Source organism: Pseudomonas sp. GW821-FHT01E05, assembly GCF_059422425.1.
The window spans coordinates 44,173-71,102 of record NZ_JBWKWW010000012.1 but is presented as its reverse complement, the minus strand read 5'-3'; the positions used below and the strand labels follow the sequence as shown (position 1 = coordinate 71,102).

Here is a 26,930-nt window from a genome sequence, read left to right as displayed (position 1 = left end):
CAGAGACTTCAAAGGAGACCAGCATGCGCTCAAGCAAGATCATTCATGTGGTGAGTTGCCACGCCGAAGGGGAAGTCGGCGATGTGATCGTCGGCGGTGTCGCACCGCCGCCCGGTGCCACCCTGTGGGATCAATCGCGCTGGATTGCGCAAGACCAGACCCTGCGCAATTTCGTCCTCAACGAACCGCGCGGCGGTGTATTCCGCCACGTCAATCTGCTGGTTCCGGCCAAAGACCCGCGAGCCGACATGGCCTGGATCATCATGGAACCGGCTGATACACCACCGATGTCCGGCTCCAACTCCCTGTGCGTGGCCACGGTGCTGCTCGACAGCGGGATTTTGCCGATGACCGGGCCGGTGACCCGATTGGTGCTGGAAGCGCCCGGCGGGCTGATCGAAGTCACCGCTCAATGCCGTGACGGCAAAGCCGAGCGGGTCGAAGTGCGCAATGTGGTGTCGTTTGCCGACAAACTGGACGCGTGGATCGAAGTCCCCGGGCTAGGCTCCGTACAGGTCGATACCGCTTATGGCGGCGACAGTTTCGCGATCGTCGATGCTCAGCGCCTGGGCTTCTCGCTGACCGCCGATGAAGCTGCGGATCTGGTGGCCACAGGGCTGAAAATCACCCAGGCCGCCAACGAACAACTGGGCTTCGTCCATCCGCTGAACCCGGACTGGAAGCACATTTCCTTCTGCCAGATCGCCGCACCGGTCAATCGTGCCAATGGCGTAGCCAACGCTGCCAACGCGGTAGTGATTCGCCCCGGAAAGATTGATCGTTCGCCTTGTGGGACGGGCTGTTCGGCGCGCATGGCGGTGTTGCATGCCAAAGGTCAACTTGAGGTTGGCGAAGCCTTTATCGGGCGCTCGATCATCGGCTCAGAGTTTCATTGCCGAATCGACGCCATCACCGAAATTGCCGGGCGTCCGGCGATTGTCCCTTGCCTGTCCGGGCGCGCCTGGATCACCGGCATTCACCAGCACCTGCTTGACCCAAGTGACCCTTGGCCCGGCGGTTATCGACTGTCCGATACCTGGCCGGTCGAACTGAACATTTGAAGCACGCTAATCTGACAAAGACTTTTGAACCACAGGGCACTTTCAGTGCTCAACACTAACGTATACGAAATACTAAAATTCCATCAGCGGAGGCAACATGAGCAAGCACGTTAACTGGAGCGGCGTTTTCCCAGCGGTCACGACCCAATTCAACAGTGACTTTTCCATCGACTACGAGGGCACGCACAAGGTCATCAGCGGCCTGGTTCGCGACGGTGTTTCAGGTCTGGTGATCTGCGGCACCGTCGGCGAAAACACCTCGCTGAGCACCGAAGAAAAAATCAGCCTGGTAGAACTCGCCAAGGACGCCGCGGCCGGTCGGGTGCCGGTGATCTCCGGCGTCGCCGAGTTCACCAGCGCCAACGCCAGCAAGGTCGCCAAGGAAATCCAGCGGGTTGGTGCCGACGGCATCATGCTCATGCCTGCGCTGGTCTACTCTTCGAAACCCTTCGAGACCGCCACGCACTTTCGCAGCGTAGCCGCCAGCATCGACCTGCCGGTGATGGTCTACAACAACCCACCGATCTATAAGAATGACGTCACGCCGGACATCCTGATTTCTCTGGCCGACTGCGACAACGTCGTCTGCTTCAAGGACTCCTCGGGCGATACCCGGCGCTTCATTGACGTGCGCAACGAGGTCGGCGACCGCTTCGTGCTGTTCGCCGGGCTCGATGACGTGGTGCTCGAAAGCATCGCCGTCGGCGCGGTGGGTTGGGTTTCCGGGATGTCCAACGCGTTCCCGAAAGAAGGCGAGACGTTGTTCCGACTGGCCCGCGATGGCCGCTTCAAGGAAGCGATGCCGATCTACGAATGGTTCATGCCGCTGCTGCACCTCGATGCCCGTCCGGATCTGGTGCAGTGCATCAAACTCTGCGAAGAGTTAATGGGCCGTGGCTCGGCACTGACCCGCCCTCCACGCCTGGGCTTGCTCGACCACGAACGCAGCGAAGTCCAGGCGCTGATCAAGACCGCCCTCGCCAACCGCCCAACGCTGCCGGATGTCGGCTTGTAAGCATCCGTCCTGACCGCCGCGCGCCTCACCGGGCGCGGCCCCTCCGAGATTTTCTGCTTATGTTTATCATTACCGGCCACAACTTCATCGGCTTCGGCCGCAGCGCGTTGGGCGATCAGCAACTGCAAAGCCTTGACGCCAGCACCGGCGAAGCCCTGCCCTATCGCTTCAGCCAGGCCAACGCCGAAGAGGTCGACAACGCTGCGCAATTCGCCGCCAGGGCCTACCCGAGCTATCGCAACCTGCGGGCCACCGCTCGCGCCGGATTTCTTGAAACCATCGCCGAGGAAATCGATGCCCTGGGCGATGACTTTATCGCCATCGTCTGTCGTGAGACCGCCCTGCCCGCCACCCGCATCCTGGGTGAACGAGCGCGCACCAGCGGTCAATTGCGCTTGTTTGCACAGGTTTTGCGCCGAGGCGATTTTCTCGGTGCGCGCATCGACCGCGCGCTGCCTGAACGTCAGCCACTGCCTCGTGTCGACCTGCGCCAATGGCGCATCGGTCTCGGACCGGTTGCGGTGTTTGGCGCCAGCAACTTTCCGCTGGCGTTTTCCACGGCCGGCGGCGATACCGCCGCCGCGTTGGCCGCCGGTTGCCCGGTGGTGTTCAAGGCCCACAGCGGGCACATGGCAACCGCCGACTATGTTGCATCGGCAATCATCCGCGCCGCCCAACGCTGTGGTATGCCCGAAGGCGTGTTCAACATGATTTATGGAGCTGGCGTTGGCGAGGCGCTGGTCAAGCACCCGGCGATCCAGGCAGTTGGCTTCACCGGCTCTCTGAAAGGTGGGCGCGCACTGTGCGACATGGCGGCAGCCAGAGCGCAACCCATCCCGGTATTCGCCGAGATGTCGAGCGTCAACCCGGTACTGGTGCTACCGGCGGCTCTCCATGCACGGGGTGAAACGATCGCCAGCGAGCTAAGTGCGTCGATCGTGCTGGGCTGCGGTCAGTTCTGTACCAATCCGGGACTGATTATCGGTCTGCGTTCGTCGGCGTTCAGCGCTTTCGGCGAACAGCTCGCGGCGAACATGCGTGAAAAACCGCCACAGGCCATGCTCAACAGCGGCACGCTGCGCAGCTTCCAGCAAGGCGTTCAACGCTTGCTGCAGCATCCACGGGTCAGCCGGCTGAGCGGTGAAGACCCGCAAGGAAACCACGCCCGCCCACAGCTGTTCAAAGCCGATGTCGGCCTCTTGCTCGAGGGCGATGAATTGCTACAAGAGGAAGTCTTCGGACCTGCCAGCATCCTGATCGAAGTGGCCGATGAGACCGAGCTGAGACAGGCACTGCACGCGCTGCAAGGACAATTGACCGCCAGCCTGATCGCCGAACCGGCGGACCTTGAGTTGTGCTCAAGCCTGCTGCCGATCCTCGAACAAAAAGCCGGACGCCTGCTGCTCAATGGCTACCCGACCGGTGTTGAAGTCTGCGATGCCATGGTTCACGGCGGTCCATACCCGGCTACCTCGGATGCACGAGGGACGTCGGTCGGTAGCCTGGCGATCGATCGATTCTTGCGGCCCGTGTGCTATCAGAACTGCCCGGACGAGCTATTACCGGATGCACTGAAGAACGCCAATCCGTTGAGGATTTTACGGTTGGTGGATGGGGTGAATACGCGGGAGGGGTGGGGACGTGACAGCTAAGGCGACGACGCGGTCCGTAGCAGCTGGCGAAGCCTGCGTTCGGCTGCGCAGCAGTCGCAAATCATGCAACCGCGGTTAACCTGTAACACCACAACGCCTGATTTTACGACCGCTTCGCGGTCGAACGCAGCCTTCGGCAGCTGCTACGGGGAATACGCGAAGCCAGAAATTCCTTACCTGAGCGGAATCAGGGTTTGCACAGCCCGCCTTCAATCAAACTGCGCACGCATCCAGGCCAGATACCCGGCCACGCCCGCCTCACCTTCGCGGGGCGCCCAATCAGCGTATTCGCCTTCACCCACGGGTTGATAAGGCCCAGCCTTGCATTCGAACATCAGCGTATCGGCCTCCAGCACCACAAAGCTGTGGAACACGCCCGGCGGCAGGTCGACACCCAGGCAATCGCCGCCGGCCTGCATGACACGCTTGCTCAGCAGTTCGCCCGAGTCGCTGAACACCAGCAAACCAAGGCAACCTTTGAGCACCAGGATGGTTTCGGCTTTGTCGATACCCAGGTGCCGGTGCGGCGGGACGTAGGTACCCGGCTGCATCCCAATGGCCATGCGGTGACAGGGTTCTTGCATCTGGTGGAAGTTGTGGTGATGGCGACCGCGCGGGCTGGCCGCGGCTTTTTCGGCCAGCTCGGCGAACAATGACTGATCGAAAAAACCCGTTGTCGCCATGTCTTACATACCTTTGACGGCGTAGATACCCGCAGCGTTGCGCCAGTAGCCTTTGTAGTCCATGCCGTAACCGAAGATGTAGCGGTCGATGCACGGCAAGCCGACGTAATCTGCTTTCAGATCAGGGCGAGCCTTGCGGTCGTGATCCTTGTCGATCAGCACGGCGGTGTGCACCGCACGGGCACCGGCGTGTTTACAGAAGTCGATGATCGCGCCCAGGGTATGACCTTCGTCGAGGATATCGTCGATGATCAGAACGTCACGGTCGATGAACGAAACTTCTGGCTTGGCTTTCCAGAACAGGTCGCCGCCGCTGGTTTCGTTGCGGTAGCGGGTCGCGTGCAGGTAGGACGCTTCCAGTGGGAAATTCAGATGGGGCAGCAGTTTGCCGGAGAAAATCAGACCACCGTTCATCACACAGAAAACCACTGGATTACGCTCAGCCAGCTCGAAGTTGATTTGCGCACCGACTCGGGCGATGGCCGCCTCGACTTCAGCTTCGGTGTACAGGCAGTCAGCCTCTCGCATGATTTGACGGATATGCTCGAGATCAGCGGACATGGCGTTCTCCAAGGGGGTGGCTGTTTCGGAAAAGCGGGCAAAGGTACGCATCCTGCGAAGTCAGATCAAGCGTTTCTGGACTAACGTACAGCATGTCTATAGGACAACACCCTCGGATAGATTAACCTAGGCCGGTTTTTTTGCCCGCCGCCGGAGCCTTTCCCCATGCCCATCCGTGAGATCCGCCATCCGCTGATCCGCCACAAGCTCGGCCTTATGCGCCGCGCTGACATTAGCACGAAGAACTTCCGTGAGCTTGCTCAGGAAGTCGGTGCCCTGCTCACCTACGAGGCCACCAAAGACCTGCCCCTGGAGAGTTACGAAATCGAAGGCTGGTGCGGCGCCGTTGAAGTCGAAAAAATCGCCGGCAAGAAAATTACCGTGGTGCCGATCCTGCGCGCCGGTATCGGCATGCTCGAAGGCGTCCTCAGCCTGATCCCGGGCGCCAAGGTCAGCGCCGTGGGTGTGGCCCGCAACGAGGAAACCCTCGAAGCGCATACCTATCTGGAAAAACTGGTTCCGGAAATCGACGAACGCCTGGCCATGATCATCGACCCGATGCTGGCCACCGGCGGTTCGATGGTCGCGACCATCGACTTGCTGAAAAAGGCCGGCTGCAAGGACATTCGCGCCATGGTCCTGGTCGCCGCTCCCGAAGGCATCGCCGCCGTGGAGAAGGCTCACCCCGACGTGACCATCTACACCGCGTCCATCGATGAGCGCCTGAACGAACACGGCTACATCATTCCGGGCCTGGGTGATGCCGGCGACAAGATTTTCGGTACCAAGCAGAAGGACGCTTGAGCATGCAGGACGAGTTCAACGACCCGCTCTGGCGCCAGATTCTGTCGGGTGCACAGATGTTGTTCGTGGCGTTTGGCGCGCTGGTGTTGATGCCGCTGATTACCGGCCTCGACCCCAACGTCGCGCTGTTCACGGCGGGCCTGGGGACTTTGCTGTTTCAGCTAGCCACCGGGCGCCAGGTGCCGGTGTTCCTGGCTTCGAGCTTTGCCTTTATCACGCCGATCATTCTCGCCAAGGGCCAGTTTGGCCTCGCCGCGACCATGGGCGGGGTGATGGCGGCCGGTTTCGTTTATACCTTTCTGGGCATTGCGGTGAAGATCAAGGGCACCGGTTTTATCGACCGACTGTTGCCACCCGTGGTCATCGGCCCGGTGATTATTTCCATCGGTCTGGCCATGGCACCGATTGCCGCCAACATGGCGATGGGCAAGGCCGGCGACGGGACTGAGCTGATCCACTACCAGACGGCAATGATGATCTCGATGCCGGCACTGCTGACTACGTTGATCGTGGCGGTGTTCGGCAGGGGGATTTTCCGCCTGGTGCCGATCATTTCCGGCGTATTGGTGGGGTTCGCCATGGCGTTCTTTTTCGGCGTGGTCGATACCGCAAAGATTGCCGCAGCACCGTGGTTCGCGCTGCCGCACTTCACCGCACCCGAGTTCAACTGGCAGGCGATTCTGTTTATCGTTCCAGTCGCGCTGGCGCCAGCCATCGAGCATATCGGCGGGGTTATTGCGGTCGGTAGTGTTACAGGCCGTGATTACTTGAAGAAACCCGGTCTGCATCGCACGCTGTTTGGTGATGGCATCGCCACCACCGCCGCTGGACTGCTGGGTGGCCCACCCAACACCACCTACGCCGAAGTGACCGGCGCGATAATGCTGACCAGGAACTACAACCCGAAAATCATGACCTGGGCGGCGATCTTCGCCATCAGCCTGGCGTTTATCGGTAAATTCGGCGCGTTGTTGCAGAGCATTCCGGTGCCAGTGATGGGCGGGATTCTCTGCCTGTTGTTCGGCTCGATCGCCGCAGTGGGGATGAACACGATGATTCGCCACAAAATCGATTTGAGCGAAGCGCGCAATCTGGTGATTGTGTCGGTGACCCTGGTGTTCGGGATTGGCGGCGTGCTGATCGGTACCGGGACAGGCCCGAACGACTTCGGCCTCAAAGGCATCGCCTTGTGCGCCGTGGTGGCGATTGCACTGAACCTGATCCTGCCGGGTAACGATAGCTGGAAGCACAAGAAGGCGGATGAGTCGTTGCTCTAAACCTTGATCGTTCCCACGCTCTGCGTGGGAATGCAGCCCGTGACGCTCCGCGTCACAGTAAGAGCGGACGCAGAGCGTCCAGTGAGGCATTCCCACGCGGGAGCGTGGGAACGATCATTGCTCCTACAACACAATCGGCGCCCGCTCGCAAAGCGCATTCAACGCATGCGCCCACTGCGGGTTGTCATTCAGACACGGCACCAGCACCAGCTCCTCACCACCCGCTTCGCGGAATTGTTCTCGCCCACGATCACCGATCTCTTCCAGCGTCTCTATGCAATCGGCGACGAATGCCGGGCACATCACCAGAATTTTTTTCACGCCCTGCTGCGCCAACGCCTCAAGACGTGCTTCGGTGTAGGGTTCGATCCATTTGGCGCGGCCCAGCCTGGACTGGAACGACACCGACCATTTGCCCTCCGGCAATCCCATGCGCTGCGCAAAGGCCTGTGCGGTGCGCAGACACTGGCCGCGATAACAGGTCGCCACGACTTCCGGCGGTGCATCACGGCAGCAATCCCCGCCCCCTTCGAAGCTATGGCCAGGGTTAAGCTTCTTCAAATGCCGCTCTGGCAAGCCATGAAAACTCAGCAGCAGGTGATCGAAATCCTGCTCTAAATGCGGCTTGGCACTGGCCACCAAGGCGTCGAGGTATTCCGGCTGATCATAAAACGGCTGCAAGATCGAGAACTGCACCGCCAGTTTCTTAGCCAGCACCACGCGTTTGGCTTCCTCGATCACCGTGGTCACGGTGCTGTCGGCGAATTGCGGATAGAGCGGTGCAAGCGTCACGCGCTTCACGCCTTGGGCAGCCATGCGAGTCAGCACCGTTTCAATCGACGGCTCGCCATAACGCATCGCCAATTCCACCGGTCCCTGCTTCCATTGCTCGGTCATCGCCTGTTGCAGGCGGCGGCTGAGCACCACCAGCGGGGAGCCTTCATCCCACCAGATCGACGCATAGGCTTGGGCAGACTGCTCAGGGCGCTTGATCAGAATCAGCGAGACCAACAAACGCCGCACCGGCCAGGGTAAGTCGATGACGTAAGGGTCCATCAGAAATTGATTGAGGTAGCTGCGCACATCTGCCACCGAAGTGGAAGCTGGCGAACCCAGGTTGACCAGGAGCAACGCGTGATCGGTCATGCAACGTCCTATTTCAAAGGCGGCTGGATAAATCGTCCAGGGCCGCGCGCAAATCAGTGAACTGGAAAGTGAAACCCGCCGCCACCAAACGCGTCGGCATGGCCCGCTGGCCACCCAGCAGCAACAGTGACAACTCGCCCAGGCCAACTCGCAAAGCGAAGGCCGGCATCGGCAGTATCGCCGGTCGGTGCAACACGCTGCCAAGGGTCTTGGCAAACTCGCGATTGCGCACAGGCTCAGGCGCACAGGCATTATAAGGACCGCGTGCATCATTCTGATTCAGAAGAAAATCAATCAGGGCGATTTGATCGTTGATATGGATCCATGGCATCCACTGCCGACCACTGCCGATCGGCCCGCCCAGCGCCAGTTTGAACGGCAACAACAGGCGCGACAAAAAGCCGCCCTCGGCGGCCAGCACCAGCCCGGTGCGGATCAGTACCACGCGAATGCCCATGGCCTCGGCACGTTGTGCCGTCTCTTCCCAGGCAATACACAACTGGCTGGCGAAGTCTTCACTGACCGGAGGCGAGTCCTCGTTCAACACACGCTCACCGCCATCGCCGTACCAACCCACCGCCGAACCGGAAATCAGCACACGGGGTTTCTGCTCGCGACTTTCCAGCCAGGCGAGCAAGGTTTCGGTCAGGCTGATCCGGCTGCTCCACAGCTTTGCCTTGCGCCTGTGGGTCCAGGGCCGATCAACAATGGGCGCACCGGCGAGGTTGATCACCGCATCGACCGGATCCGGACCGATTTCCTCGAGCCGACCTATTCCACGTACCTGGACTCCGCAGAGTTTGGTCACCTTGTCGGGTCGACGACTCCACACAGTCAAACGATGGCCCCGGGTCAACCAGTGTCGACAGAGTTGACGTCCTATCAAACCAGTACCGCCGGTCAGCAATATGTGCATGACATCTTCCTCGCATGGCGTTTTACCCGGATCACTAGTCTATTTTTATAAGCAGGGATCTTTTCAATCGGATAAGCCCTATGGTTAACAATAGGACAACCTATCTAGAACAGCTTGTAAGACCGAGAACGCCAAAAGTTATACCAAAAAACAATATTGTATAGGTTTAAACGACGGCGTAGTCTGTACTGAAAGGTAAGCGAGGCCCCTATGACTGTACCCATCGCAATCATCGGTACCGGTATCGCCGGACTCTCAGCTGCCCAGGCACTTCGCGATACCGGGTATGAAGTGCAGCTTTTCGATAAAAGCCGTGGCAGCGGCGGACGCATGTCGAGCAAGCGCAGTGACGCTGGCGCGCTGGACATGGGTGCGCAGTATTTCACCGCCCGCGACCGCCGCTTCGTCATCGAAGTCCAGCGCTGGCAAGCCAATGGCTGGGTCGCCGTATGGTTGCCGCAACTCTATAACTTCCACGGCGGCCAGCTCAGCCCCTCGCCGGACGAACAGATTCGCTGGGTCGGTACGCCACGCATGAGCGCCATCACCCGTGCCCTGATCGGCGATATGGAAGTGCATTTTTCCTGCCGCATCACTGAGGTCTACCGTGGCGAACAACATTGGCATCTGCAAGATGCCGAAGGCTTCACCCATGGCCCTTTCAGTCATGTGGTGATTGCCACTCCAGCGCCTCAGGCCACCGCCCTGCTGGCTTCCGCGCCGAAACTGGCCGGTGTCGCTGCCGGGGTGAAGATGGATCCGACCTGGGCCATTGCCCTGGCATTCGAAACACCGCTGGACACCCCGATGGAAGGCTGCTTCATACAGGACAGCCCGGTCGACTGGCTGGCTCGCAACCGCAGTAAACCGGGGCGCGACAACACGCTCGATACCTGGGTACTGCACGCCACGAGTAGCTGGAGCCGGCAGCATATCGATCTGCCAAAAGAGGCAGTGATCGAGCAACTGCATGGCGCTTTCGCCGAACTGCTGCACAGCGCCATGCCCGCTCCGACCTTCAGTCTCGCCCACCGCTGGCTCTATGCCCGGCCGGCCAGCAGTCATGAATGGGGGGCGCTGGCCGACGCCGATCTGGGTCTGTATGTGTGTGGCGACTGGTGCCTTTCCGGGCGGGTCGAAGGGGCCTGGCTCAGCGGTCAGGAAGCCGCCCGACGCTTGCACGAACACCTGCAGTAAACCGCATCAAAGCGCGCAAATTGCTGCTGTCGAAATGGACAGCAGCCCACCGCGACCTCTCCCGGCAAACCTCCACAAAATACCTATACAGACAATTTGACTTGTAGACCTTTGAATCTATGATGAACAAAAGCTGTACAGACACAATGATTTGTATAGCTATAGATCCGAGGTTCTCCAATGCCCAGCGACCTTGCTGCGACCAGACCGAAAATTGCTGTCAGCGCTTGCCTGATGGGTGCCGAGGTGCGTTACAACGGCGGGCATAAGCAGTCGCACCTGTGCAGTCGCACCCTCACTGAGTATTTCGACTTCATCCCGGTTTGCCCGGAAGTCGCCATTGGCCTGGGCATTCCCCGCGAACCTGTCCGATTGGTAGGTGACCCTGGGCAACCACACGCTGTCGGCACGGTTCATCACGACATCAATGTCACCCAACCATTGACTGATTACGGCCAGAAAATGGCGCTCGTGCTCAATGACATCAGCGGCTACATCTTCATGCAGAAGTCGCCGTCCTGTGGGCTGGAACGGGTCAAGGTCTATCAAGACAACGGCATGCCGATCAATGGTGGTGGTCGCGGTGTTTACGCCCAGGCGTTTTGCGCGCTGCACCCTGATTTGCCGGTAGAGGAAGACGGCCGCCTCAATGATGCGGTACTGCGAGAAAACTTTCTGACCCGGGTTTTCGCCTATACCGCCTGGCAGCAGTTACTCAAGGACGGCCTGAGCCGCCACGGATTGACCGGGTTCCACTCGCGCTACAAATACCTGCTGATGGCCCATAACCCGGTGCAATACAAAACCCTGGGCAATCTGCTCGGCAGCATGGGCAAGTGCGATCCCAGCCAGCTCGGCCCGCGCTACTTCAGCGGGCTGATGGTGGCGCTGAAAAAATGCGCCACCCGCCGCACCCACACCAATGTACTGCAACACCTCAGTGGTTACCTCAAGCAAACCATCAGCGCTGCAGACAAGCAGGAACTGCAGCATGTCATCGGCCAGTACCGCCACGGCATCGTGCCGCTGGTGGTGCCGCTAACGCTGCTCAAGCATCACTTGCGCCAGCATCCCGATCCGTATGTGGCGCAGCAGGTGTATCTGCAACCGCACCCGGAAAACCTCAGCCTGCAAAGTGCGATTTAGACCATGGCCAAGCCCGACACCACAACCAATGATGATCCTGCCCCCGACTACCAAAGGGCGCTGGACGAAGGCTGGCTACCGATTCGCGAAGTCGCCCGCCAGACCGGCGTCAACGCGGTCACGCTACGGGCATGGGAGCGGCGTTACGGCTTGATCGTGCCCCAGCGCACGCCCAAAGGTCACCGGCTGTTCTCGGCCGAGCATGTGCAGCGCATTCTGACGATTCTGACCTGGCTCAATCGCGGTGTTGCCGTCAGTCAGGTCAAGCAGTTGCTCGACACCCCACAGGCTTTCGCCCAGCCAGCCGACAACGATTGGCACGCCCTGCGTCAGAGCATGATGCACGCCATCAGCCAGTTGGCCGAACGCCAGGTCGACGATACCTTCAACCAGGCCATGTCGCTGTATCCCCCGCGAACGTTGTGTGAACAACTGCTCATACCGCTACTGGCAGAACTTGATCAGCGTTGGCAGGGCCAGTTCGGTACACGGATGGAGCGGGTGTTTTTCTATTCCTGGCTGCGCAGCAAGTTCGGCGCGAGGATCTACCACAACAACCGCCAGTTGCGCGGGGCACCGCTGCTGCTGATCAACCACTCGGACCTGCCGCTGGAGCCCCATCTGTGGCTCACCGCCTGGTTGGTGAGCAGCGCCGATTGCCCCGTGGAAGTCTTCGATTGGCCACTGCCCGCTGGCGAACTGGCAATGGCAGTCGATCATCTGCAAGCCCGTGGTGTACTGCTGTATTCGAGCAAAGCCATGAATGTGAGCCAACTGCCGAAAATTTTGAACGGTATCAGTTGCCCAAAAATCATTGCAGGAGCAACGGTGTGCATCCACCACGCCGAGTTGTCCGTAAGCACCGCTGAAATTGCTGATTTATTCCTGGCCGAAGATCCTTTGTCGACTCACCTGGGACTGGTTCAGTGCGGTCTAATTTAAGGAACGACCATGCAATTGATCTGGCTGCGCAGCGACCTGCGCCTACATGACAACACTGCCCTTACAGCCGCCGCAGTGTGCGGCCCGACCGTAGCCGTGTACTTTCTGAGCCCGGAGCAATGGCAGGCCCACGATGACGCTCCGTGCAAAGTCGACTTCTGGCTGCGCTATCTACGCGAGCTAAGCAAAGCCCTGGGCGAACTGAATATCCCCTTGCTGATCCGCCATGCCCTTACTTGGGCACAAATACCCCATGTGCTACTTGAGTTATGCCAACAACTCGGTATCGACGCGGTTCACGCCAACGAGGAATACGGCACTCATGAAAGCCAGCGTGATGCGGCGGTCGCCAAAGCGCTGCAAACTCATGGCGTCACCTTTCACAGCTACCTCGATCAATTGCTGTTCAAGCCCGGCAGCGTGCTGACCAAAACGGGCACTTACTTCCAGGTCTTCAGCCAGTTTCGCAAAGTCTGCTACTCCCGCCTGCACGGCGCACTGCCACGACTGATCGCAGCCCCCGAAGAACTGGCCGCCTGGCAGCAGGCGCGGACGGCGTTACCCATCATCGACGCAGCCATGCGCTAATTGCTGGAAACCGGATGGATGCACAACCGCCTGCGGATGGTCATGGGATATTATTTCGATGCCAGGGCCCTGCGTTATGAAACTTTGTCTGCGGTTAGCCAAGCCATCGCATGGCTAAAAAGGAGAATGGGATGAGTCGCACACCTGCACGTCGTATCTGGCTGACCGGGGCCAGCAGCGGAATCGGTGCCGCGTTGGCCGAAGAACTGCTCAGGTCCGGTGTGCATCTTGCTGTCAGTTCGCGAACTGTCGCGCCGCTGGAAGCACTGTCCACGCGCTTCCCGGGGCAAGTGCTGCTGGTGCCCGCCGATCTCACCAACGGCCAGCAAGTCCGGGAAGTCGGCGAGCACATCGCAGAGATTTGGGGGGCTCTCGACACGGTGATCCTCAACGCCGGGACCTGTGAATACGTCGACGCCAGGCAGTTAGACGCATCGATCATCGAGCATGTAATACGCACCAATCTGCTTGCCAGCAGTTATTGCATCGAAGCTGCGCTCCCCCTGCTGCGCGCCGGGAACTTACCGCACCTGGTGGGCATCGCCAGCTCGGTGACCTACCTGCCGTTGCCGCAATCCGAAGCCTTTGGCGCGTCCAAAACCGGCTTGCGCTATCTGTTCGAGTCCCTGCGCGTCGATTTGGCACCGCAAAGCATCGCCGTCACCGTGGTCAGTCCTGGCTTCGTCGACGCCCCACTGGCCGATAAAAACGACGTCCCCATGCCGACGAGCTGGCCGGTGGACAAAGCCGCGCGGCATATCCTGGAGAAAATCCAGGATCGCCCCCTGGAGGTCGCTTTTCCGGCCTTGTTCATGGCGCAGTTCTGGCCGCTGTCAACGCTTCCCAACCAGACGAAACCGGCGATCGACCAGCTCATGGTCCGAAACGGACCGACGACCGAGGACTAGCCGTAGTGTCGACATCATCGGCAGTGGACACTCGACCGCTGCCCGGCAAGCGTTAGCTCACCGGGCGTCCGTCAGGCCTTTCACACAGCACGGGCCCACTGCCTTACACTGCGCGTCTATGACCAACATCCCCCTCACCGAAATTGCCGAACCGGCGATTACCTGCTCCACCTGCGCAGCCTGCTGCTGCCAACTGGAAGTCATGCTGATCACCGACACCGGCGTGCCTGAACGCTTTATCGACACTGACGATTGGGGCGGGGAAGTCATGCTGCGTCTGGATGATGGCTGGTGCGCCGCGCTGGACCGCAACAGCATGATGTGCACCATCTACGAGAAACGCCCGCTGATCTGCCGGGAGTTCGAGATGGGTGAAGCGGATTGCATCAACGAACGCCAAGGGATTGCTACCGCGTACCGTTGAATCTCAAACGTAAGCATTTGTGGCGAGCAGGCAAGCCCCTCGCCACAATAGTTCCCTGGCCAGTGTTCAGATCAAAGCGGCATCGTGTAATGCAGCGCGTAGCTCTCTATACCGTCGTTATGGCTGTTGATGCTGGCGTTGGAATAGTGAGTCGCGCGAATACCGATTTCATGTCCACCGCTAAAGCGCAGGCCTAAACCGATGCGATCTTCGAACTGAAACGACGACCCCAACTTGTTGTCTTCCACCTCGGTGTGGGCGAACAATGACACACCAATCCCTGCCTCGACATAAGGTTTGACGGTTTCGCCGGCGAACTCATAAACCAGTACCGGAGAGAATGACAGGCTGTGGTTGCTCGGCTTTTTGTCGCCGTTCCAGAAGGTGTAGGCGCCGCTCCAATAGCCGGTTAGACGACCGACATTACTCTGTAGCCAGCTCTTGTCCCAATCCAGTTGCATACCCAGGCGGTAGGTCTGGGTCGAGTCGCTGGTCTCGCCAATCGCGAACTCCACTCCAGCAGCCTGTGCCGAAAAACTTTGCCCCAACAGTGCGGCCGCAAGCGCAGCCAAACAGAATAGTCGCTTCATTAGAAACATCCTTTTCCGAACGATTTCGTATGGTTTTCGTATGGTTTTCGTACTACTCAACAGACTAGCTATAGAACTCGGTGCTGACGTAGAAGCTCAGCTCTTTTGAATCGTTTTTTTTAATTTTTTTACAAAGGGAAGCTTTGCACAGCGCCAGACTTATTCCATAGCAACGGCAAGATATTTCTCAGATGCTCAGGGCTGGCACTGGTCCAGAATTTCGCTTCGTGTGCGGGGCCTTCGGCGAGCATTTCACGCTCGGCGAGCAAGCGTTGAAGTTGCCGGGCCACGGCGGCGCCGGTATCGATCAGGCTGATCTCGTCAGCGAGCATCTGCTTGAGCAATGGCTTGAGAAAGGGATAGTGGGTGCAGCCGAGAATGATGGTGTCGCAACCTGCCGCCAACAGGGGCTCAAGGTAACCGAGCAGTAGCTGGCGAAGCACGGCACTGTGCAGATCACCCGCTTCAATCAGCTCCACCAGCCCGGGGCAAGGTTGGGTAATGACCCGCACATCGGTGGCGAAACGGTCGAGCAACGCGGCAAACTTGGCGCTCTGCAAGGTCCCGGTAGTTGCCAGCACGCCGACCACACCGCTGCGGGTCGCTGCCGCCGCCGGCTTCACCGCTGGCTCCATACCGACGATCGGCCAGTCCGGGTAATCGCGACGCAAGTCCGCAACACCGGCCACCGTCGCCGTGTTACAGGCCAGCACCAACGCCTTGGCACCCTGCCGGGCGAAGAATTCAGCCATCACGCTGCAGCGCTGCCGAATGAACTCCGGAGTCTTCTCGCCATAGGGAATGTTGCCGCAGTCGCCGAAGTACAGCAGCGACTCGTTGGGCAGCAGGCGCTGGATTTCACCCAGCACCGACAGACCGCCGACACCGGAGTCGAACACACCAATCGGCGCTTCACGCATGTTTTGGCCCGCAGACACCGCAGCCTGGATCACGCTTGACCCGCAGTTCGCGAAAGCGCGTACCCAAGGCATCGATCAACAGCAAGCGCCCCACCAGCGGTTCGCCAAAGCCGACCAGCAATTTCAGCGCCTCAAGGGCTTGCAGGCTACCGACCAGCCCCACCAGCGGACCGAGCACGCCGGCTTCACTGCAGGTCAATTCGGCTTCGCTGCCGTGCCCATACAAGCAGTGGTAACAAGGGCTCTCGGGCCGACGCGGATCGAACACCGAAAGCTGCCCCTCCAGGCGAATCGCCGCGCCGCTGACCAAGGGTTTGCGCGCCGCAACACAGGCCGCATTGACGGCTTCGCGGGTAGAGAAATTATCGGAGCAATCAAGAACCAGATCGACAGCAGCGACAGCGGCTGCCAGCGAGTCTTCGTCCAGCGCCGAGCGATGGGCGATCAACTGAATCTCTGGATTGATCGCTGTAAGGCGACGAATCGCCGAATCGACCTTACTCAGGCCAACGCTGTCCGTGTCATGAATGATCTGCCGTTGCAGGTTGGTCAGATCGACCGTATCGAAGTCCGCCAGATGCAGCTCGCCAACCCCGGCCGCCGCCAGGTACAAGGCCACCGGCGCACCGAGACCGCCGAGGCCGACGATCAATATGCGGCTGTTCTTGAGGCGCAACTGACCGTCGATGTCGACATGCTGCAACAAAATCTGCCGGCTATAGCGCAACAGCTCCTGATCATTCAGCACGGTAGACGCCCCAGACTGATACGTTCGTGGTCGCCCAGATCTTTACGACTGTGTACTTCTTCAAAGCCGCGAGTCAGCAGCAAATCACGCACTGCCAGCGCCTGGTCGTAGCCATGTTCAAGCATCAACCAGCCGCCCGCCTCGAGGTGTTGCGGTGCCTGGGCGATGATCAGACGCAGATCGTCGAGTCCGTCCACACCCGCCACCAGCGCACTGGCCGGCTCGAAACGCACATCACCGGCCACCAGATGCGGATCGGCATCGGCAATGTACGGCGGGTTACTGATAATTAGCTGGAAACGATGATCTTGCAGTGCGCTGAACCAGTGACTGTTGAGCACCGTGACATTGTTCAGGTTCAGCCGCTGCCGGTTGCGCTCGGCCAGGGCCACGGCTTCGAGCACCCGATCCACCGCCGTGACGTGCCAGGCCGGACGTTCACTGGCCAGGGCCAAGGCAATCGCGCCGCTGCCGGTGCCCAGATCGAGCACCTTGGCAGGTGTAGCCGGCAACAGTTCCAGCGCGGCCTCCACCAGCAGCTCAGTGTCCGGACGCGGAATCAGTGTATGCGGCGCGACTTCCAGGTCCAGCTTCCAGAAACCCTGCTGGCCGAGAATATAGGCCACCGGCTCGCCAGCGCGGCGGCGCTGTAAATAATCGGCAAAGGTCAGCGCAGCTTCGCTGCTGACGATCCGCTCTGGCCAGGTGTGCAGAAAACTGCGGGACTTGCCCAGAGCTGCTGCCAGCAATAACTCGGCATCCAGACGGGCCGTGGGCGAATCAGGCAGTTCGGCCGAGCGTAACAAGCTGGCAATAATCGTCATTTACTCACCTATCGATGCCAGTTGATCGGCCTGATATTCGGCCAGCAATGGCTCGATCACCGCTTCGACGCCGCCCGCGAGGATTTCATCAAGGGAATACAGGGTCAGGTTGACCCGATGATCGGTAACCCGGCCTTGAGCAAAGTTATAGGTACGGATCCGCTCGGAACGATCACCCGAACCTACCAGCAACTTACGCTCGCTGGCGATGGCATTGGCCGCGGCGCTGGTCTGCTGGTCGTTCAACTTGGCCGACAGCCAGGACATCGCCCGCGCACGGTTCTTGTGCTGAGAACGTTCTTCCTGGCACTCAACCACAATTCCCGAAGGAAGGTGAGTGATGCGGATCGCCGAGTCGGTCTTGTTGACGTGCTGACCACCGGCGCCGGAGGAGCGATAGGTATCGACCCGCAGGTCCGCCGGGTTGATCTCGATGGCTTCCTGTTCATCCGGCTCAGGCAATACCGCCACGGTACAGGCCGAGGTGTGAATACGGCCCTGAGATTCTGTCGCTGGAACCCGTTGCACGCGATGGGCACCCGATTCGAATTTCAGTTTGCCATAGACGTTGTCGCCTTCGACCCGGGCAATGACTTCTTTATAGCCGCCGTGCTCGCCTATGTTCTCCGAGAGAATTTCCACCCGCCAGCCGCGACGCTCGGCGTAGCGTGAATACATACGGAACAGGTCGCCGGAGAAAATCGCCGCTTCGTCACCGCCGGTGCCGGCACGTATCTCGAGGAAGACGTTGCGCCCGTCGTTGGGATCCTTGGGCAGCAGCATGCGTTGCAGGTCGCCTTCGAGCTCGATCAGCCGCTCTTTGGCTTCGCGCACTTCCTCGACCGCCATTTCGCGCATGTCCGGGTCGCTGTCCTTGAGCAGCGCCTGGGCGCCTTCGAGGTCAGCTTGAACCTTGAGCAGTTGTGCATAGGTGGTGACAATCGGTTCAACTTCCGCGTATTCCTTGGAATAGGTACGGAACTTGTTCTGGTCGGAAATGACTTCGCCATCGCCAAGCAAGGCGGTCAATTCCTCGAAACGGTCCTGGAGGATGTCCAGCTTATTGAGCAGTGACGCTTTCATTGCGGTTTTTTATCCGAAAAGCTATCCGATGGGCCCTCACCGAGGGCAAAGAGTTCCTGAGCCATGGCCAGCGCATCGAGGCGGCCTTCGGCGGAAAGCTTTTTCAACTGCACGCTCGGGGCATGCAGCAATTTGTTGGTCAGGCCGCGGGCCAGATGCACCAGCACGTCTTCGGCGTTGCTGCCATTGGCGAGCATGCGCTGGGCCTTGAGCAGCTCTTCATCACGCAGGCGTTCGCTTTGCTGGCGGTAGGCCTTGAGTACATCCACCGCCGCCAGTTCACGCAATCGCACCATGAAGTCGTCGGCGCCGATGGACACCATCTCTTCCGCCGCTTGCGCAGCACCCTGACGACTCTTGAGGTTTTCGGCGACCACTTCGTGGAGATCGTCGACGCTATAGAGGTAAACGTCGTCCAACTCGCCGACTTCCGGCTCGATATCGCGCGGCACGGCGATGTCAACCATGAAGATCGGTTTGTGCTTGCGCAGCTTCAATGCACTCTCGACCGCGCCCTTGCCCAGAATCGGCAACTGGCTGGCAGTGGAGCTGATGACGATGTCGCTGCGAACCAATTCTGCCGGGATATCCGAGAGCAGCACCGCGTGGGCACCGAACTGTTCGGCCAAAATGCTCGCGCGCTCCAGCGTGCGGTTGGCGACCACGATACGCTTGACGCCAAGCTCATGCAGATGTCGGGCGACCAGCGTGATGGTTTCGCCGGCGCCAATCAACAGAGCCTGGCTGCGTTGCAAGTCACTGAAAATCTGTTTCGCCAGGCTGACGGCGGCAAAGGCCACCGACACCGGGTTTTCACCGATGGCGGTGTCGGTACGCACCTGTTTGGCCGCATTGAACGTCGCCTGAAACAAGCGCCCGAGCAGCGGACCAATGGTGCCGGCCTCGCGAGCCACGGCGTAGGCCGACTTCATCTGGCCGAGAATCTGCGGTTCACCCAGCACCAGCGAATCCAGCCCTGAAGCCACACGCATCATGTGACGAACGGCCGCATCATCTTCATGCACATAAGCACTCGCACGCAGCTCCTCGAGGCTCAATTGGTGATAATCGGCCAGCCAGCGCAGCACGATGTCAGCCGAAAGGTGATCCTGTTCTATATACAGTTCACTGCGATTGCAGGTGGAGAGGATCGCAGCTTCGCGGCTATCGGTGAGGCGGCAGAGCTGCTGCAAGGCCTCAACCAACTGCTCAGGGGTAAAGGCCACGCGCTCGCGGACGTCTACTGAAGCAGTCTTGTGGTTGATACCGAGTGCAAGAAAGGCCATTCAAGGTCGCTGATGATGTCGAGAAGCCGTCAATTGTCCTACTTCGCCAGATTCAGAACAACCATTGCCGCAACGAATCCCCCCTGCACGAAGCATTCGAGCGCCCTTTAATATGAATTAACGGGGCGGTTATGTTTGGCCGAAGGCTTGTGTCATGATGATCCGACCGCAGGTTAGTCGTCCTCTTCCTATATGAATAGATCCTCCGCGTTGCTCCTTGCTTTTGTCTTCCTAAGCGGCTGCCAGGCCTTGGCACCCGTATCATCGGACGGTACGCCACCGGTCGAAGACAGCACTCCGGCCCCTGAAAAGCCCAAGGTTTACAGTTCGTTCAGCGAAGATACGATCTTCAGTCTGCTGAGTGCGGAACTGGCTGGCCAGCGCAATCGTTTCGACATTGCACTGGACAACTATGTGACCCAGGCCATCAATACTCAGGATCCGGGAATCTCCGAACGGGCGTTCCGCATCGCCGAGTACCTGGGTGCCGATCAGGCAGCGCTGGACACCGCTCTGATCTGGGCGAAAAACGCCCCGGACGATCTGGAGGCGCAACGTGCCGCAGCCGTTCAATTGGCCCGCGGCGGGCGTTATGACGATTCCATGGTCTACATGGAGAAAGTCCTGCAAGGCAAAGGCGACACCCATTTCGACTTTCTTGCCTTGTCTGCCGCCGATACCGACCAGGACACCCGCAACGGCTTGATCAAAAGTTTTGACCGGTTACTGCAGAAACACCCGAAAAACGGTCAGTTGATCTTCGGCAAAGCGTTGTTGCTGCAACAGAATGGTGAATCTGGGGCCGCACTGACCCTCCTTGAAAAAAATCCACCGGAAGATGGCGAAGTAGCACCGCTGTTGCTCCACGCCCGCCTGCTGCAAAGCATGGGTCGTGGCAAGGAAGCCTTGCCACTGCTGGAAAAAAGCATCCGTAAATACCCGGACGACAAACGCCTGCGCCTGACTTATGCACGCATGCTGGTCGAACAGGACCGCATGCACGACGCCAAAGTCGAGTTTTCCAGGCTGGTTCAGCAATACCCGGAAGATGACGAGCTGCGTTACTCACTGGCGCTTGTCTGCCTGGAAGCCAAGGCCTGGGAAGAGGCCAAGGGCTATCTGGAAGACCTGATCGCCCGGGAAAGCCACGTCGATTCGGCACACCTGAACCTGGGCCGCATCGCCGAAGAACGCAACGACCCACAAGGTGCACTGATCGAATACGCCCAGGTTGCACCGGGCAATGACTACCTGCCGGCGCAATTGCGTCAGGCCGATATTCTGATGAACAACGGTCGCACCAGCGAAGCCGAAAGCCGTTTGGCCACTGCCCGCGACACTCAACCCGATTACGCAATACAGCTGTATCTGATCGAGGTTGAGACCTTGTCTGCCAACAATCAGGGCGATCGCGCCTGGAAAGTATTGCAGCAAGCCTTGCAGCAGTACCCGGACGATCTGAATCTGCTGTATACCCGCGCCATGCAGGCGGAAAAGCGCAATGACCTGGCGCAGATGGAAAAAGACCTGCGGCTGATCATCAAGCACGATCCGAACAATGCGATGGCGCTGAATGCTCTGGGCTACACCTTGTCGGACCGTACAACGCGTTACGCCGAAGCCAAGGCGCTGATCGAACAGGCTCATCAGCTGAATCCGGAAGATCCGGCGGTACTCGACAGCCTCGGCTGGGTGAACTTCCGCCTGGGCAACCTCGATGAAGCCGAACGCTTGCTGCGCCAGGCCCTTGAGCGCTTCCCCGATCAGGAGGTCGCTGCGCACCTGGGCGAAGTCCTGTGGGCCAACGGCAAACAACGCGAGGCCAAGCAAATCTGGGGCAAATTCCTCAAGGATCAGCCCGACAGCCCTACCCTGCGCAGCACCATTAAGCGCCTGACCGGATCCGAGACTTTTTAAGATTATGTTTTTGCGCCACTTTATCGTTTTCAGCTTCATCGCCCTGCTTGCCGGTTGCGCGGGCTTTGGCGCCCGTGAGTCCGTCGAAGGTCACGGCAACCCCGCGCAATGGCGCGTGCACAAACAACAGTTGAGCAGCCTCGATGGCTGGCAGATCAGCGGCAAGGTCGGCATTCGCGCGCCGAAGGATTCGGGTAGCGGCACCTTGTTCTGGCTACAACGTCAGGACTACTACGACATACGCCTGTCCGGCCCATTGGGTCGCGGCGCGGCACGCCTGACCGGTCGCCCGGGCCGGGTGGCACTGGAAGTCGCCAACCAGGGACGCTATGAAGCGCCTACGCCAGAGGCCCTGCTGGAAGAACAACTCGGCTGGAGGCTGCCGGTCTCGCATCTGGTCTGGTGGGTTCGCGGTCTTCCCGCGCCCGATAGCAAAAGCCGCCTGAACCTCGATGCCGACAGCCGCCTGGCCAACCTCGAGCAGGATGGCTGGCAGGTCGAGTATTTGAGCTACGCCCAAGAGAACGGTTTCTGGCTACCGGAACGAATCAAGCTGCATGGTCCCGACCTCGACGTCACGCTGGTGATCAAGGACTGGCAACCGCGCAAACTGGGGCAATGACATGACAACTCCACGCCTGACCCTGCCTGCTCCGGCAAAACTCAATCTGATGCTGCATATCCTCGGTCGCCGTGAAGACGGCTACCACGAGCTGCAGACGTTGTTTCAGTTTCTCGATTATGCCGACGAACTGACCTTTGCCGTTCGCGATGACGGCATCATCAAGCTGCATACCGAATTCGACGGCGTCCCCCACGACAGCAATTTGATCGTGCGCGCGGCGAAAAAGCTTCAGGAACAATCCGGCTCCACGCTGGGAATCGATATCTGGATCGAAAAAATTCTGCCCATGGGCGGCGGAATCGGTGGCGGCAGTTCAAATGCGGCGACCACTCTGCTCGGCCTCAATCACCTCTGGCAAACGGGTTGGGATGAAGATCGATTAGCGGCTTTGGGCCTGACATTGGGCGCGGACGTCCCGGTTTTCGTGCGTGGGCACGCAGCTTTCGCTGAGGGTGTGGGAGAAAAACTCACCCCCGTAGACCCCGAAGAGCCGTGGTATCTCGTGCTTGTGCCGCAAGTATCTGTAAGTACAGCAGAAATTTTTTCAGATCCACTGTTGACACGTAACTCTCCGCCCATTAAAGTGCGCCCCGTTCCCAAGGGAAACAGTCGAAATGACTGCTTACCGGTGGTAGCAAGGCGTTATCCAGATGTACGTAACGCATTGAATTTGTTAGGTAAATTTACCGAAGCAAAACTCACCGGAACTGGAAGTTGTGTGTTTGGGGGCTTCCCAAGCAAAGCTGAAGCTGATAAAGTCTCGGCCCTTCTTACAGAGACCCTAACAGGGTTTGTAGCAAAGGGAAGCAACGTTTCGATGTTGCATCGCAAGCTGCAAAGTCTGCTCTAAAAGGAACCGGGTGCTGGGCACTCGTTGCAACAGATACAGGGGCGTCGCCAAGCGGTAAGGCAGCAGGTTTTGATCCTGCCATGCGTTGGTTCGAATCCAGCCGCCCCTGCCATTTTCCTATACTCATCCAGGTATACCCTCAGCCTTCAGGTACTGCGCGTGTCCAAGATGATGGTCTTTACGGGGAACGCTAACCCCGATCTGGCTCGGCGTGTTGTACGTCAGCTGCATATCCCACTCGGTGACATTTCTGTCGGTAAGTTTTCCGACGGCGAAATCACCGCTGAGATTAATGAAAACGTCCGCGGTAAAGACGTCTTCATCATTCAGCCGACGTGTGCTCCGACCAACGATAACCTGATGGAACTCGTCGTGATGGCTGATGCCTTCCGTCGCTCCTCAGCAACTCGAATCACTGCGGTGATCCCCTACTTTGGTTATGCCCGTCAGGACCGCCGTCCGCGTTCCGCACGTGTGGCTATCAGCGCGAAAGTCGTCGCTGACATGCTCACCGTAGTCGGCATCGATCGTGTTCTCACGGTTGATTTGCATGCTGACCAGATCCAGGGCTTCTTCGATATTCCGGTAGATAACATCTACGGCTCCCCGGTATTGGTGGATGACATCGAAGACCAACGCTTCGAAAACCTGATGATCGTGTCCCCGGACATTGGCGGCGTCGTGCGTGCACGTGCTGTTGCCAAATCCCTGGGCGTGGATCTCGGGATCATCGACAAGCGCCGTGAGAAAGCCAATCACTCTGAAGTGATGCATATCATCGGTGATGTCGAAGGGCGTACCTGTATTCTGGTCGATGACATGGTCGATACCGCCGGCACCTTGTGCCACGCGGCTAAAGCCTTGAAAGAGCATGGCGCTGCCAAGGTCTTTGCCTACTGCACACACCCTGTGCTGTCGGGTCGAGCGATCGAAAACATTGAAAATTCCATGCTGGACGAGCTGGTGGTGACTAACACCATCCCGCTGTCCGCTGCAGCACAAGCCTGTTCGCGTATCCGTCAACTGGATATCGCACCGGTAGTTGCCGAAGCGGTTCGCCGTATCAGCAACGAAGAATCGATCAGCGCGATGTTCCGCTAAGGGCCCTGCCCTTCGCACTCATCACGATGACGAAAAGCGCCCCGCCCCGGCATTCTTGTTGGGGCGGGGCTTTTTTGCCCATATCGCCTTTAGCGCTGGTCGCAAACGCTGGGGCGAATGTGGTTATTTTGGAGATACAACATGAACGATTTTACTCTGAATGCTGAAGTGCGTTCCGACCTGGGGAAAGGTGCGAGCCGCCGCCTGCGTCGTCTCGCAAGCCTGGTTCCAGCTGTAGTTTACGGTGGCGAAAAAGCCCCTGAATCCATCAGCATGCTGGCTAAAGAAGTTGCCAAACTGCTCGAAAACGAAGCTGCTTTCAGCCACGTTATCGAACTGAACGTTGGCGGCACCAAGCAAAACGTCGTTATCAAAGCTCTGCAGCGTCACCCGGCCAAAGGCCACGTGATGCACGCTGACTTCGTACGCGTTGTAGCTGGCCAGAAACTGACCGCTCACGTTCCAGTGCACTTCATCAACGAAGAAGCTGCCCTGAAGAAAGGCGGCGAAATTTCGCACGTTGTTGCTGAAGTCGAAGTTTCTTGCCTGCCAAAAGATCTGCCTGAATTCATCGAAGTCGACCTGGCTAGCGCCGTAATCGGTTCGATCATTCACTTGTCCGACCTCAAAGCACCTAAAGGCGTTGAGTTCGTAGCTCTGGCTCACGGTAACGACCTGGCTGTTGCCAACGTTCACGCTCCACGTGTTGCTCCAGAAGCTGCAGAAGGCGCTGCAGAGTAATTCACTCTGTACGCCGGAGTTTGTTGGAAACATCGCGGACTAGAGCGTAGCGAGAAAGCGGGCGAGAACGCGGAGTTTACATAATGGTAAATGAGCATTTTTCGTCCACTTTCGCCGCACAACCTCAACGCGGCGATGCTATCCACAACTCCAAAGAAGGGCCCCTGATGTGACTGCCATACAACTGATCGTTGGCCTGGGAAATCCAGGCACCGAATACGAACAGACCCGGCATAACGCAGGGGCCCTTTTTGTTGAGCGCATCGCATCGGCCCAGCGCATCAATCTGGTGCCCGAGCGCAAATTTTTTGGCCTGACCGGGCGCTTCACGCATCAGGGTCAGGATGTTCGTCTGCTGATTCCCACCACGTTCATGAACCGAAGTGGCCAGGCCGTAGCGGCACTTGCCGGTTTTTACCGCATCCCACCGGAAGCGATACTGGTGGCGCACGACGAACTCGACTTGCCACCCGGCGTAGCCAAGCTCAAACAGGGCGGCGGGCATGGCGGTCATAACGGCCTGCGCGACATCATCGCGCAGCTCGGCAATCAGAATACTTTCCACCGCTTGCGGCTTGGCATCGGCCACCCAGGCGTCGCCAGTATGGTTTCAAATTTTGTCCTGGGTCGTGCGCCACGCGCCGAACAGGAAAAACTCGATGCAAGCATCGACTTTGCCCTCGGCGTGCTGCCGGATATTCTCGCTGGTGAATGGAACCGCGCGATGAAAAACCTGCACAGCCAGAAGGCCTGACTCTTATCCGAGGGGAAACACCATGGGATTCAACTGCGGCATCGTCGGCCTGCCTAACGTCGGCAAGTCCACCCTGTTCAACGCCCTGACCAAATCCGGTATCGCGGCCGAGAACTTTCCCTTCTGCACCATCGAGCCGAACAGCGGCATAGTGCCAATGCCCGATCCGCGTCTGGACGCACTGGCGGAAATCGTCAAACCCAAGCGCATCCTGCCGACCACCATGGAATTCGTCGACATCGCAGGCCTCGTTGCCGGCGCCTCGAAAGGTGAAGGTCTGGGCAACAAGTTCCTGGCCAACATCCGTGAAACCGATGCCATCGCCCACGTGGTCCGCTGCTTCGAAGACGAGAACGTGATTCACGTCTCCAACAGCGTCGACCCGAAACGCGACATCGAGATCATCGACCTCGAACTGATCTTCGCCGACCTCGACAGCTGCGAGAAGCAACTGCAGAAAGTCACCCGTAACGCCAAGGGTGGTGACAAGGACGCCGTGGTTCAGAAAGGCCTGCTGGAGCAGTTGATCGCTCACTTCACCGAAGGCAAGCCTGCGCGCAGCCTGATGAAGAACATGAGCACCGACGAGAAAGCGGTGATCCGTGGCTTCCACCTGCTGACCACCAAACCGGTCATGTACATCGCCAACGTTGCCGAAGACGGCTTCGAAAACAACCCGCTGCTCGACGTGGTCATGGCCATCGCCGAAGAAGAAGGGGCAGTGGTTGTACCGGTCTGCAACAAGATCGAAGCGGAAATCGCCGAGCTTGACGACGGCGAAGAGAAAGACATGTTCCTCGAGGCCCTGGGCCTGGAAGAGCCTGGCCTGAACCGCGTGATCCGCGCCGGCTACGAAATGCTGCACCTGCAGACCTACTTCACCGCCGGTGTTGAAGAAGTCCGCGCCTGGACCGTAAAAGTCGGTGCTACTGCGCCACAAGCGGCCGGGGTGATCCACACCGACTTCGAAAAAGGCTTCATCCGCGCCGAAGTCATCGCCTACAACGACTTCATCCAGTACAAGGGCGAAGCCGGCACCAAAGAAGCCGGTAAATGGCGTCTGGAAGGCAAGGATTACATCGTCAAAGACGGCGACGTGATGCACTTCCGCTTCAACGTGTAAAAGAAACGCCCAAGAAAAAGCCGCGTCTCGACGCGGCTTTTTTGTGCC

General features: G+C 59.0%; 27 protein-coding genes, 1 tRNA gene and 1 pseudogene. 19 read left to right on the top strand and 10 right to left on the bottom strand.

Annotated elements, in window-relative coordinates:
- The first annotated feature begins 23 nt into the window (after positions 1 to 23).
- The 3 genes from AC07W5_RS23935 (at position 24) to AC07W5_RS23925 (ending at position 3,728) form a co-directional block, all read left to right on the top strand.
- Complete coding sequence (locus tag AC07W5_RS23935; protein WP_494991802.1) at positions 24 to 1,061, top strand: trans-3-hydroxy-L-proline dehydratase; 1,038 nt, start codon at positions 24 to 26, stop codon at positions 1,059 to 1,061.
- A gap of 97 nt (positions 1,062 to 1,158) precedes the next feature.
- Complete coding sequence (locus AC07W5_RS23930) at positions 1,159 to 2,076, top strand: dihydrodipicolinate synthase family protein (protein ID WP_494991801.1); 918 nt, start codon at positions 1,159 to 1,161, stop codon at positions 2,074 to 2,076.
- A 59-nt stretch (positions 2,077 to 2,135) separates the two neighbouring features.
- Entirely contained in the window at positions 2,136 to 3,728 is a 1,593-nt protein-coding gene (locus tag AC07W5_RS23925) for an aldehyde dehydrogenase (NADP(+)) (protein WP_495024454.1), read from the top strand.
- Positions 3,729 to 3,937: 209 nt separating this feature from the next.
- Here the strand turns inward: AC07W5_RS23925 and AC07W5_RS23920 are convergent, their stop codons facing one another.
- Both AC07W5_RS23920 and AC07W5_RS23915 read right to left on the bottom strand, forming a co-directional pair.
- Positions 3,938 to 4,411, bottom strand: a complete 474-nt coding sequence (locus AC07W5_RS23920) for a WbuC family cupin fold metalloprotein (protein ID WP_495024453.1) — start codon at positions 4,409 to 4,411, stop codon at positions 3,938 to 3,940.
- A gap of 3 nt (positions 4,412 to 4,414) precedes the next feature.
- Positions 4,415 to 4,972: a hypoxanthine-guanine phosphoribosyltransferase gene (locus tag AC07W5_RS23915; protein WP_494991798.1), complete on the bottom strand. Its 558-nt coding sequence runs from the start codon at positions 4,970 to 4,972 to the stop codon at positions 4,415 to 4,417.
- 165 nt (positions 4,973 to 5,137) lie between these two features.
- On the opposite strand from AC07W5_RS23915, the gene upp reads away from it, so the two are divergent.
- Both upp and AC07W5_RS23905 read left to right on the top strand, forming a co-directional pair.
- Positions 5,138 to 5,776 carry a uracil phosphoribosyltransferase gene (gene upp / locus AC07W5_RS23910; protein WP_494991797.1) on the top strand — a complete coding sequence of 213 codons (639 nt, stop codon included), beginning with the start codon at positions 5,138 to 5,140 and terminating at the stop codon, positions 5,774 to 5,776.
- Between the two features lie 2 nt (positions 5,777 to 5,778).
- On the top strand, positions 5,779 to 7,053 hold the full coding sequence (locus AC07W5_RS23905; protein WP_494991796.1) for a uracil-xanthine permease family protein: 1,275 nt from the start codon (positions 5,779 to 5,781) through the stop codon (positions 7,051 to 7,053).
- Between the two features lie 123 nt (positions 7,054 to 7,176).
- Here the strand turns inward: AC07W5_RS23905 and hemH are convergent, their stop codons facing one another.
- Together hemH and AC07W5_RS23895 are read right to left on the bottom strand one after the other, a co-directional pair.
- Positions 7,177 to 8,199 (bottom strand): ferrochelatase, encoded by a 1,023-nt coding sequence (gene hemH / locus AC07W5_RS23900; protein ID WP_495011195.1) that lies wholly within the window; start codon positions 8,197 to 8,199, stop codon positions 7,177 to 7,179.
- A gap of 13 nt (positions 8,200 to 8,212) precedes the next feature.
- Positions 8,213 to 9,115, bottom strand: a complete 903-nt coding sequence (locus tag AC07W5_RS23895) for a TIGR01777 family oxidoreductase (RefSeq protein ID WP_494991794.1) — start codon at positions 9,113 to 9,115, stop codon at positions 8,213 to 8,215.
- 210 nt (positions 9,116 to 9,325) lie between these two features.
- On the opposite strand from AC07W5_RS23895, the gene AC07W5_RS23890 reads away from it, so the two are divergent.
- The 6 genes and pseudogenes from AC07W5_RS23890 (at position 9,326) to AC07W5_RS23865 (ending at position 14,320) form a co-directional block, all read left to right on the top strand.
- Positions 9,326 to 10,312 (top strand): NAD(P)/FAD-dependent oxidoreductase, encoded by a 987-nt coding sequence (locus AC07W5_RS23890; RefSeq protein ID WP_494991793.1) that lies wholly within the window; start codon positions 9,326 to 9,328, stop codon positions 10,310 to 10,312.
- A gap of 180 nt (positions 10,313 to 10,492) precedes the next feature.
- The gene (locus AC07W5_RS23885; protein WP_495024452.1) at positions 10,493 to 11,458 is read left to right on the top strand and encodes a YbgA family protein; all 966 of its coding nucleotides are present in this window, start codon (positions 10,493 to 10,495) and stop codon (positions 11,456 to 11,458) included.
- 3 nt (positions 11,459 to 11,461) lie between these two features.
- On the top strand, positions 11,462 to 12,400 hold the full coding sequence (locus AC07W5_RS23880) for a MerR family transcriptional regulator (protein WP_494991791.1): 939 nt from the start codon (positions 11,462 to 11,464) through the stop codon (positions 12,398 to 12,400).
- 9 nt (positions 12,401 to 12,409) lie between these two features.
- A pseudogene (locus tag AC07W5_RS23875) lies at positions 12,410 to 12,934 on the top strand (deoxyribodipyrimidine photo-lyase); the annotation flags it as partial.
- A 185-nt stretch (positions 12,935 to 13,119) separates the two neighbouring features.
- Positions 13,120 to 13,896 carry an SDR family NAD(P)-dependent oxidoreductase gene (locus AC07W5_RS23870; RefSeq protein WP_495024451.1) on the top strand — a complete coding sequence of 259 codons (777 nt, stop codon included), beginning with the start codon at positions 13,120 to 13,122 and terminating at the stop codon, positions 13,894 to 13,896.
- A gap of 118 nt (positions 13,897 to 14,014) precedes the next feature.
- A complete protein-coding gene (locus AC07W5_RS23865) occupies positions 14,015 to 14,320 on the top strand; it encodes a YkgJ family cysteine cluster protein (RefSeq protein WP_494991788.1) in 306 nt (101 codons plus the stop codon).
- Between the two features lie 71 nt (positions 14,321 to 14,391).
- Here the strand turns inward: AC07W5_RS23865 and AC07W5_RS23860 are convergent, their stop codons facing one another.
- From AC07W5_RS23860 to hemA, 6 genes are all read right to left on the bottom strand, one after another.
- Positions 14,392 to 14,910 carry an acyloxyacyl hydrolase gene (locus tag AC07W5_RS23860; RefSeq protein ID WP_494991787.1) on the bottom strand — a complete coding sequence of 173 codons (519 nt, stop codon included), beginning with the start codon at positions 14,908 to 14,910 and terminating at the stop codon, positions 14,392 to 14,394.
- 128 nt (positions 14,911 to 15,038) lie between these two features.
- Positions 15,039 to 15,830, bottom strand: a complete 792-nt coding sequence (gene murI, locus AC07W5_RS23855) for a glutamate racemase (protein ID WP_495011198.1) — start codon at positions 15,828 to 15,830, stop codon at positions 15,039 to 15,041.
- Complete coding sequence (locus tag AC07W5_RS23850; protein WP_494991785.1) at positions 15,823 to 16,578, bottom strand: molybdopterin-synthase adenylyltransferase MoeB; 756 nt, start codon at positions 16,576 to 16,578, stop codon at positions 15,823 to 15,825. The genes murI and AC07W5_RS23850 overlap by 8 nt, the downstream gene beginning before the upstream one ends.
- Positions 16,572 to 17,402: a peptide chain release factor N(5)-glutamine methyltransferase gene (gene prmC / locus AC07W5_RS23845; RefSeq protein ID WP_494991784.1), complete on the bottom strand. Its 831-nt coding sequence runs from the start codon at positions 17,400 to 17,402 to the stop codon at positions 16,572 to 16,574. The genes AC07W5_RS23850 and prmC overlap by 7 nt, the downstream gene beginning before the upstream one ends.
- The gene (prfA, locus tag AC07W5_RS23840; protein WP_494991783.1) at positions 17,403 to 18,485 is read right to left on the bottom strand and encodes a peptide chain release factor 1; all 1,083 of its coding nucleotides are present in this window, start codon (positions 18,483 to 18,485) and stop codon (positions 17,403 to 17,405) included.
- A complete protein-coding gene (gene hemA, locus AC07W5_RS23835; protein ID WP_494991782.1) occupies positions 18,482 to 19,771 on the bottom strand; it encodes a glutamyl-tRNA reductase in 1,290 nt (429 codons plus the stop codon). The genes prfA and hemA overlap by 4 nt, the downstream gene beginning before the upstream one ends.
- Positions 19,772 to 19,963: 192 nt before the next feature.
- Here hemA and AC07W5_RS23830 point away from each other — a divergent pair, with 192 nt between their 5' ends.
- The 8 genes from AC07W5_RS23830 to ychF all read left to right on the top strand — a co-directional run bounded on the left by AC07W5_RS23830 (position 19,964) and on the right by ychF (position 26,882).
- On the top strand, positions 19,964 to 21,688 hold the full coding sequence (locus AC07W5_RS23830; RefSeq protein WP_494991781.1) for a tetratricopeptide repeat protein: 1,725 nt from the start codon (positions 19,964 to 19,966) through the stop codon (positions 21,686 to 21,688).
- Positions 21,689 to 21,692: 4 nt separating this feature from the next.
- Positions 21,693 to 22,310, top strand: coding sequence for a lipoprotein insertase outer membrane protein LolB (lolB, locus tag AC07W5_RS23825; RefSeq protein ID WP_495011201.1), 618 nt, complete (start codon positions 21,693 to 21,695; stop codon positions 22,308 to 22,310).
- Position 22,311: 1 nt separating this feature from the next.
- Positions 22,312 to 23,163 (top strand): 4-(cytidine 5'-diphospho)-2-C-methyl-D-erythritol kinase, encoded by an 852-nt coding sequence (gene ispE, locus AC07W5_RS23820; protein WP_494991779.1) that lies wholly within the window; start codon positions 22,312 to 22,314, stop codon positions 23,161 to 23,163.
- 37 nt (positions 23,164 to 23,200) lie between these two features.
- Positions 23,201 to 23,275: transfer RNA gene (locus AC07W5_RS23815), tRNA-Gln, on the top strand.
- A 47-nt stretch (positions 23,276 to 23,322) separates the two neighbouring features.
- Positions 23,323 to 24,264: a ribose-phosphate pyrophosphokinase gene (locus AC07W5_RS23810; RefSeq protein ID WP_003208392.1), complete on the top strand. Its 942-nt coding sequence runs from the start codon at positions 23,323 to 23,325 to the stop codon at positions 24,262 to 24,264.
- Positions 24,265 to 24,405: 141 nt separating this feature from the next.
- Complete coding sequence (locus tag AC07W5_RS23805) at positions 24,406 to 25,005, top strand: 50S ribosomal protein L25/general stress protein Ctc (protein ID WP_494991778.1); 600 nt, start codon at positions 24,406 to 24,408, stop codon at positions 25,003 to 25,005.
- Positions 25,006 to 25,174: 169 nt separating this feature from the next.
- Entirely contained in the window at positions 25,175 to 25,759 is a 585-nt protein-coding gene (gene pth / locus AC07W5_RS23800; protein WP_489072296.1) for an aminoacyl-tRNA hydrolase, read from the top strand.
- A 22-nt stretch (positions 25,760 to 25,781) separates the two neighbouring features.
- Positions 25,782 to 26,882: a redox-regulated ATPase YchF gene (gene ychF, locus AC07W5_RS23795; protein ID WP_494991777.1), complete on the top strand. Its 1,101-nt coding sequence runs from the start codon at positions 25,782 to 25,784 to the stop codon at positions 26,880 to 26,882.
- Positions 26,883 to 26,930: the final 48 nt, after the last annotated feature.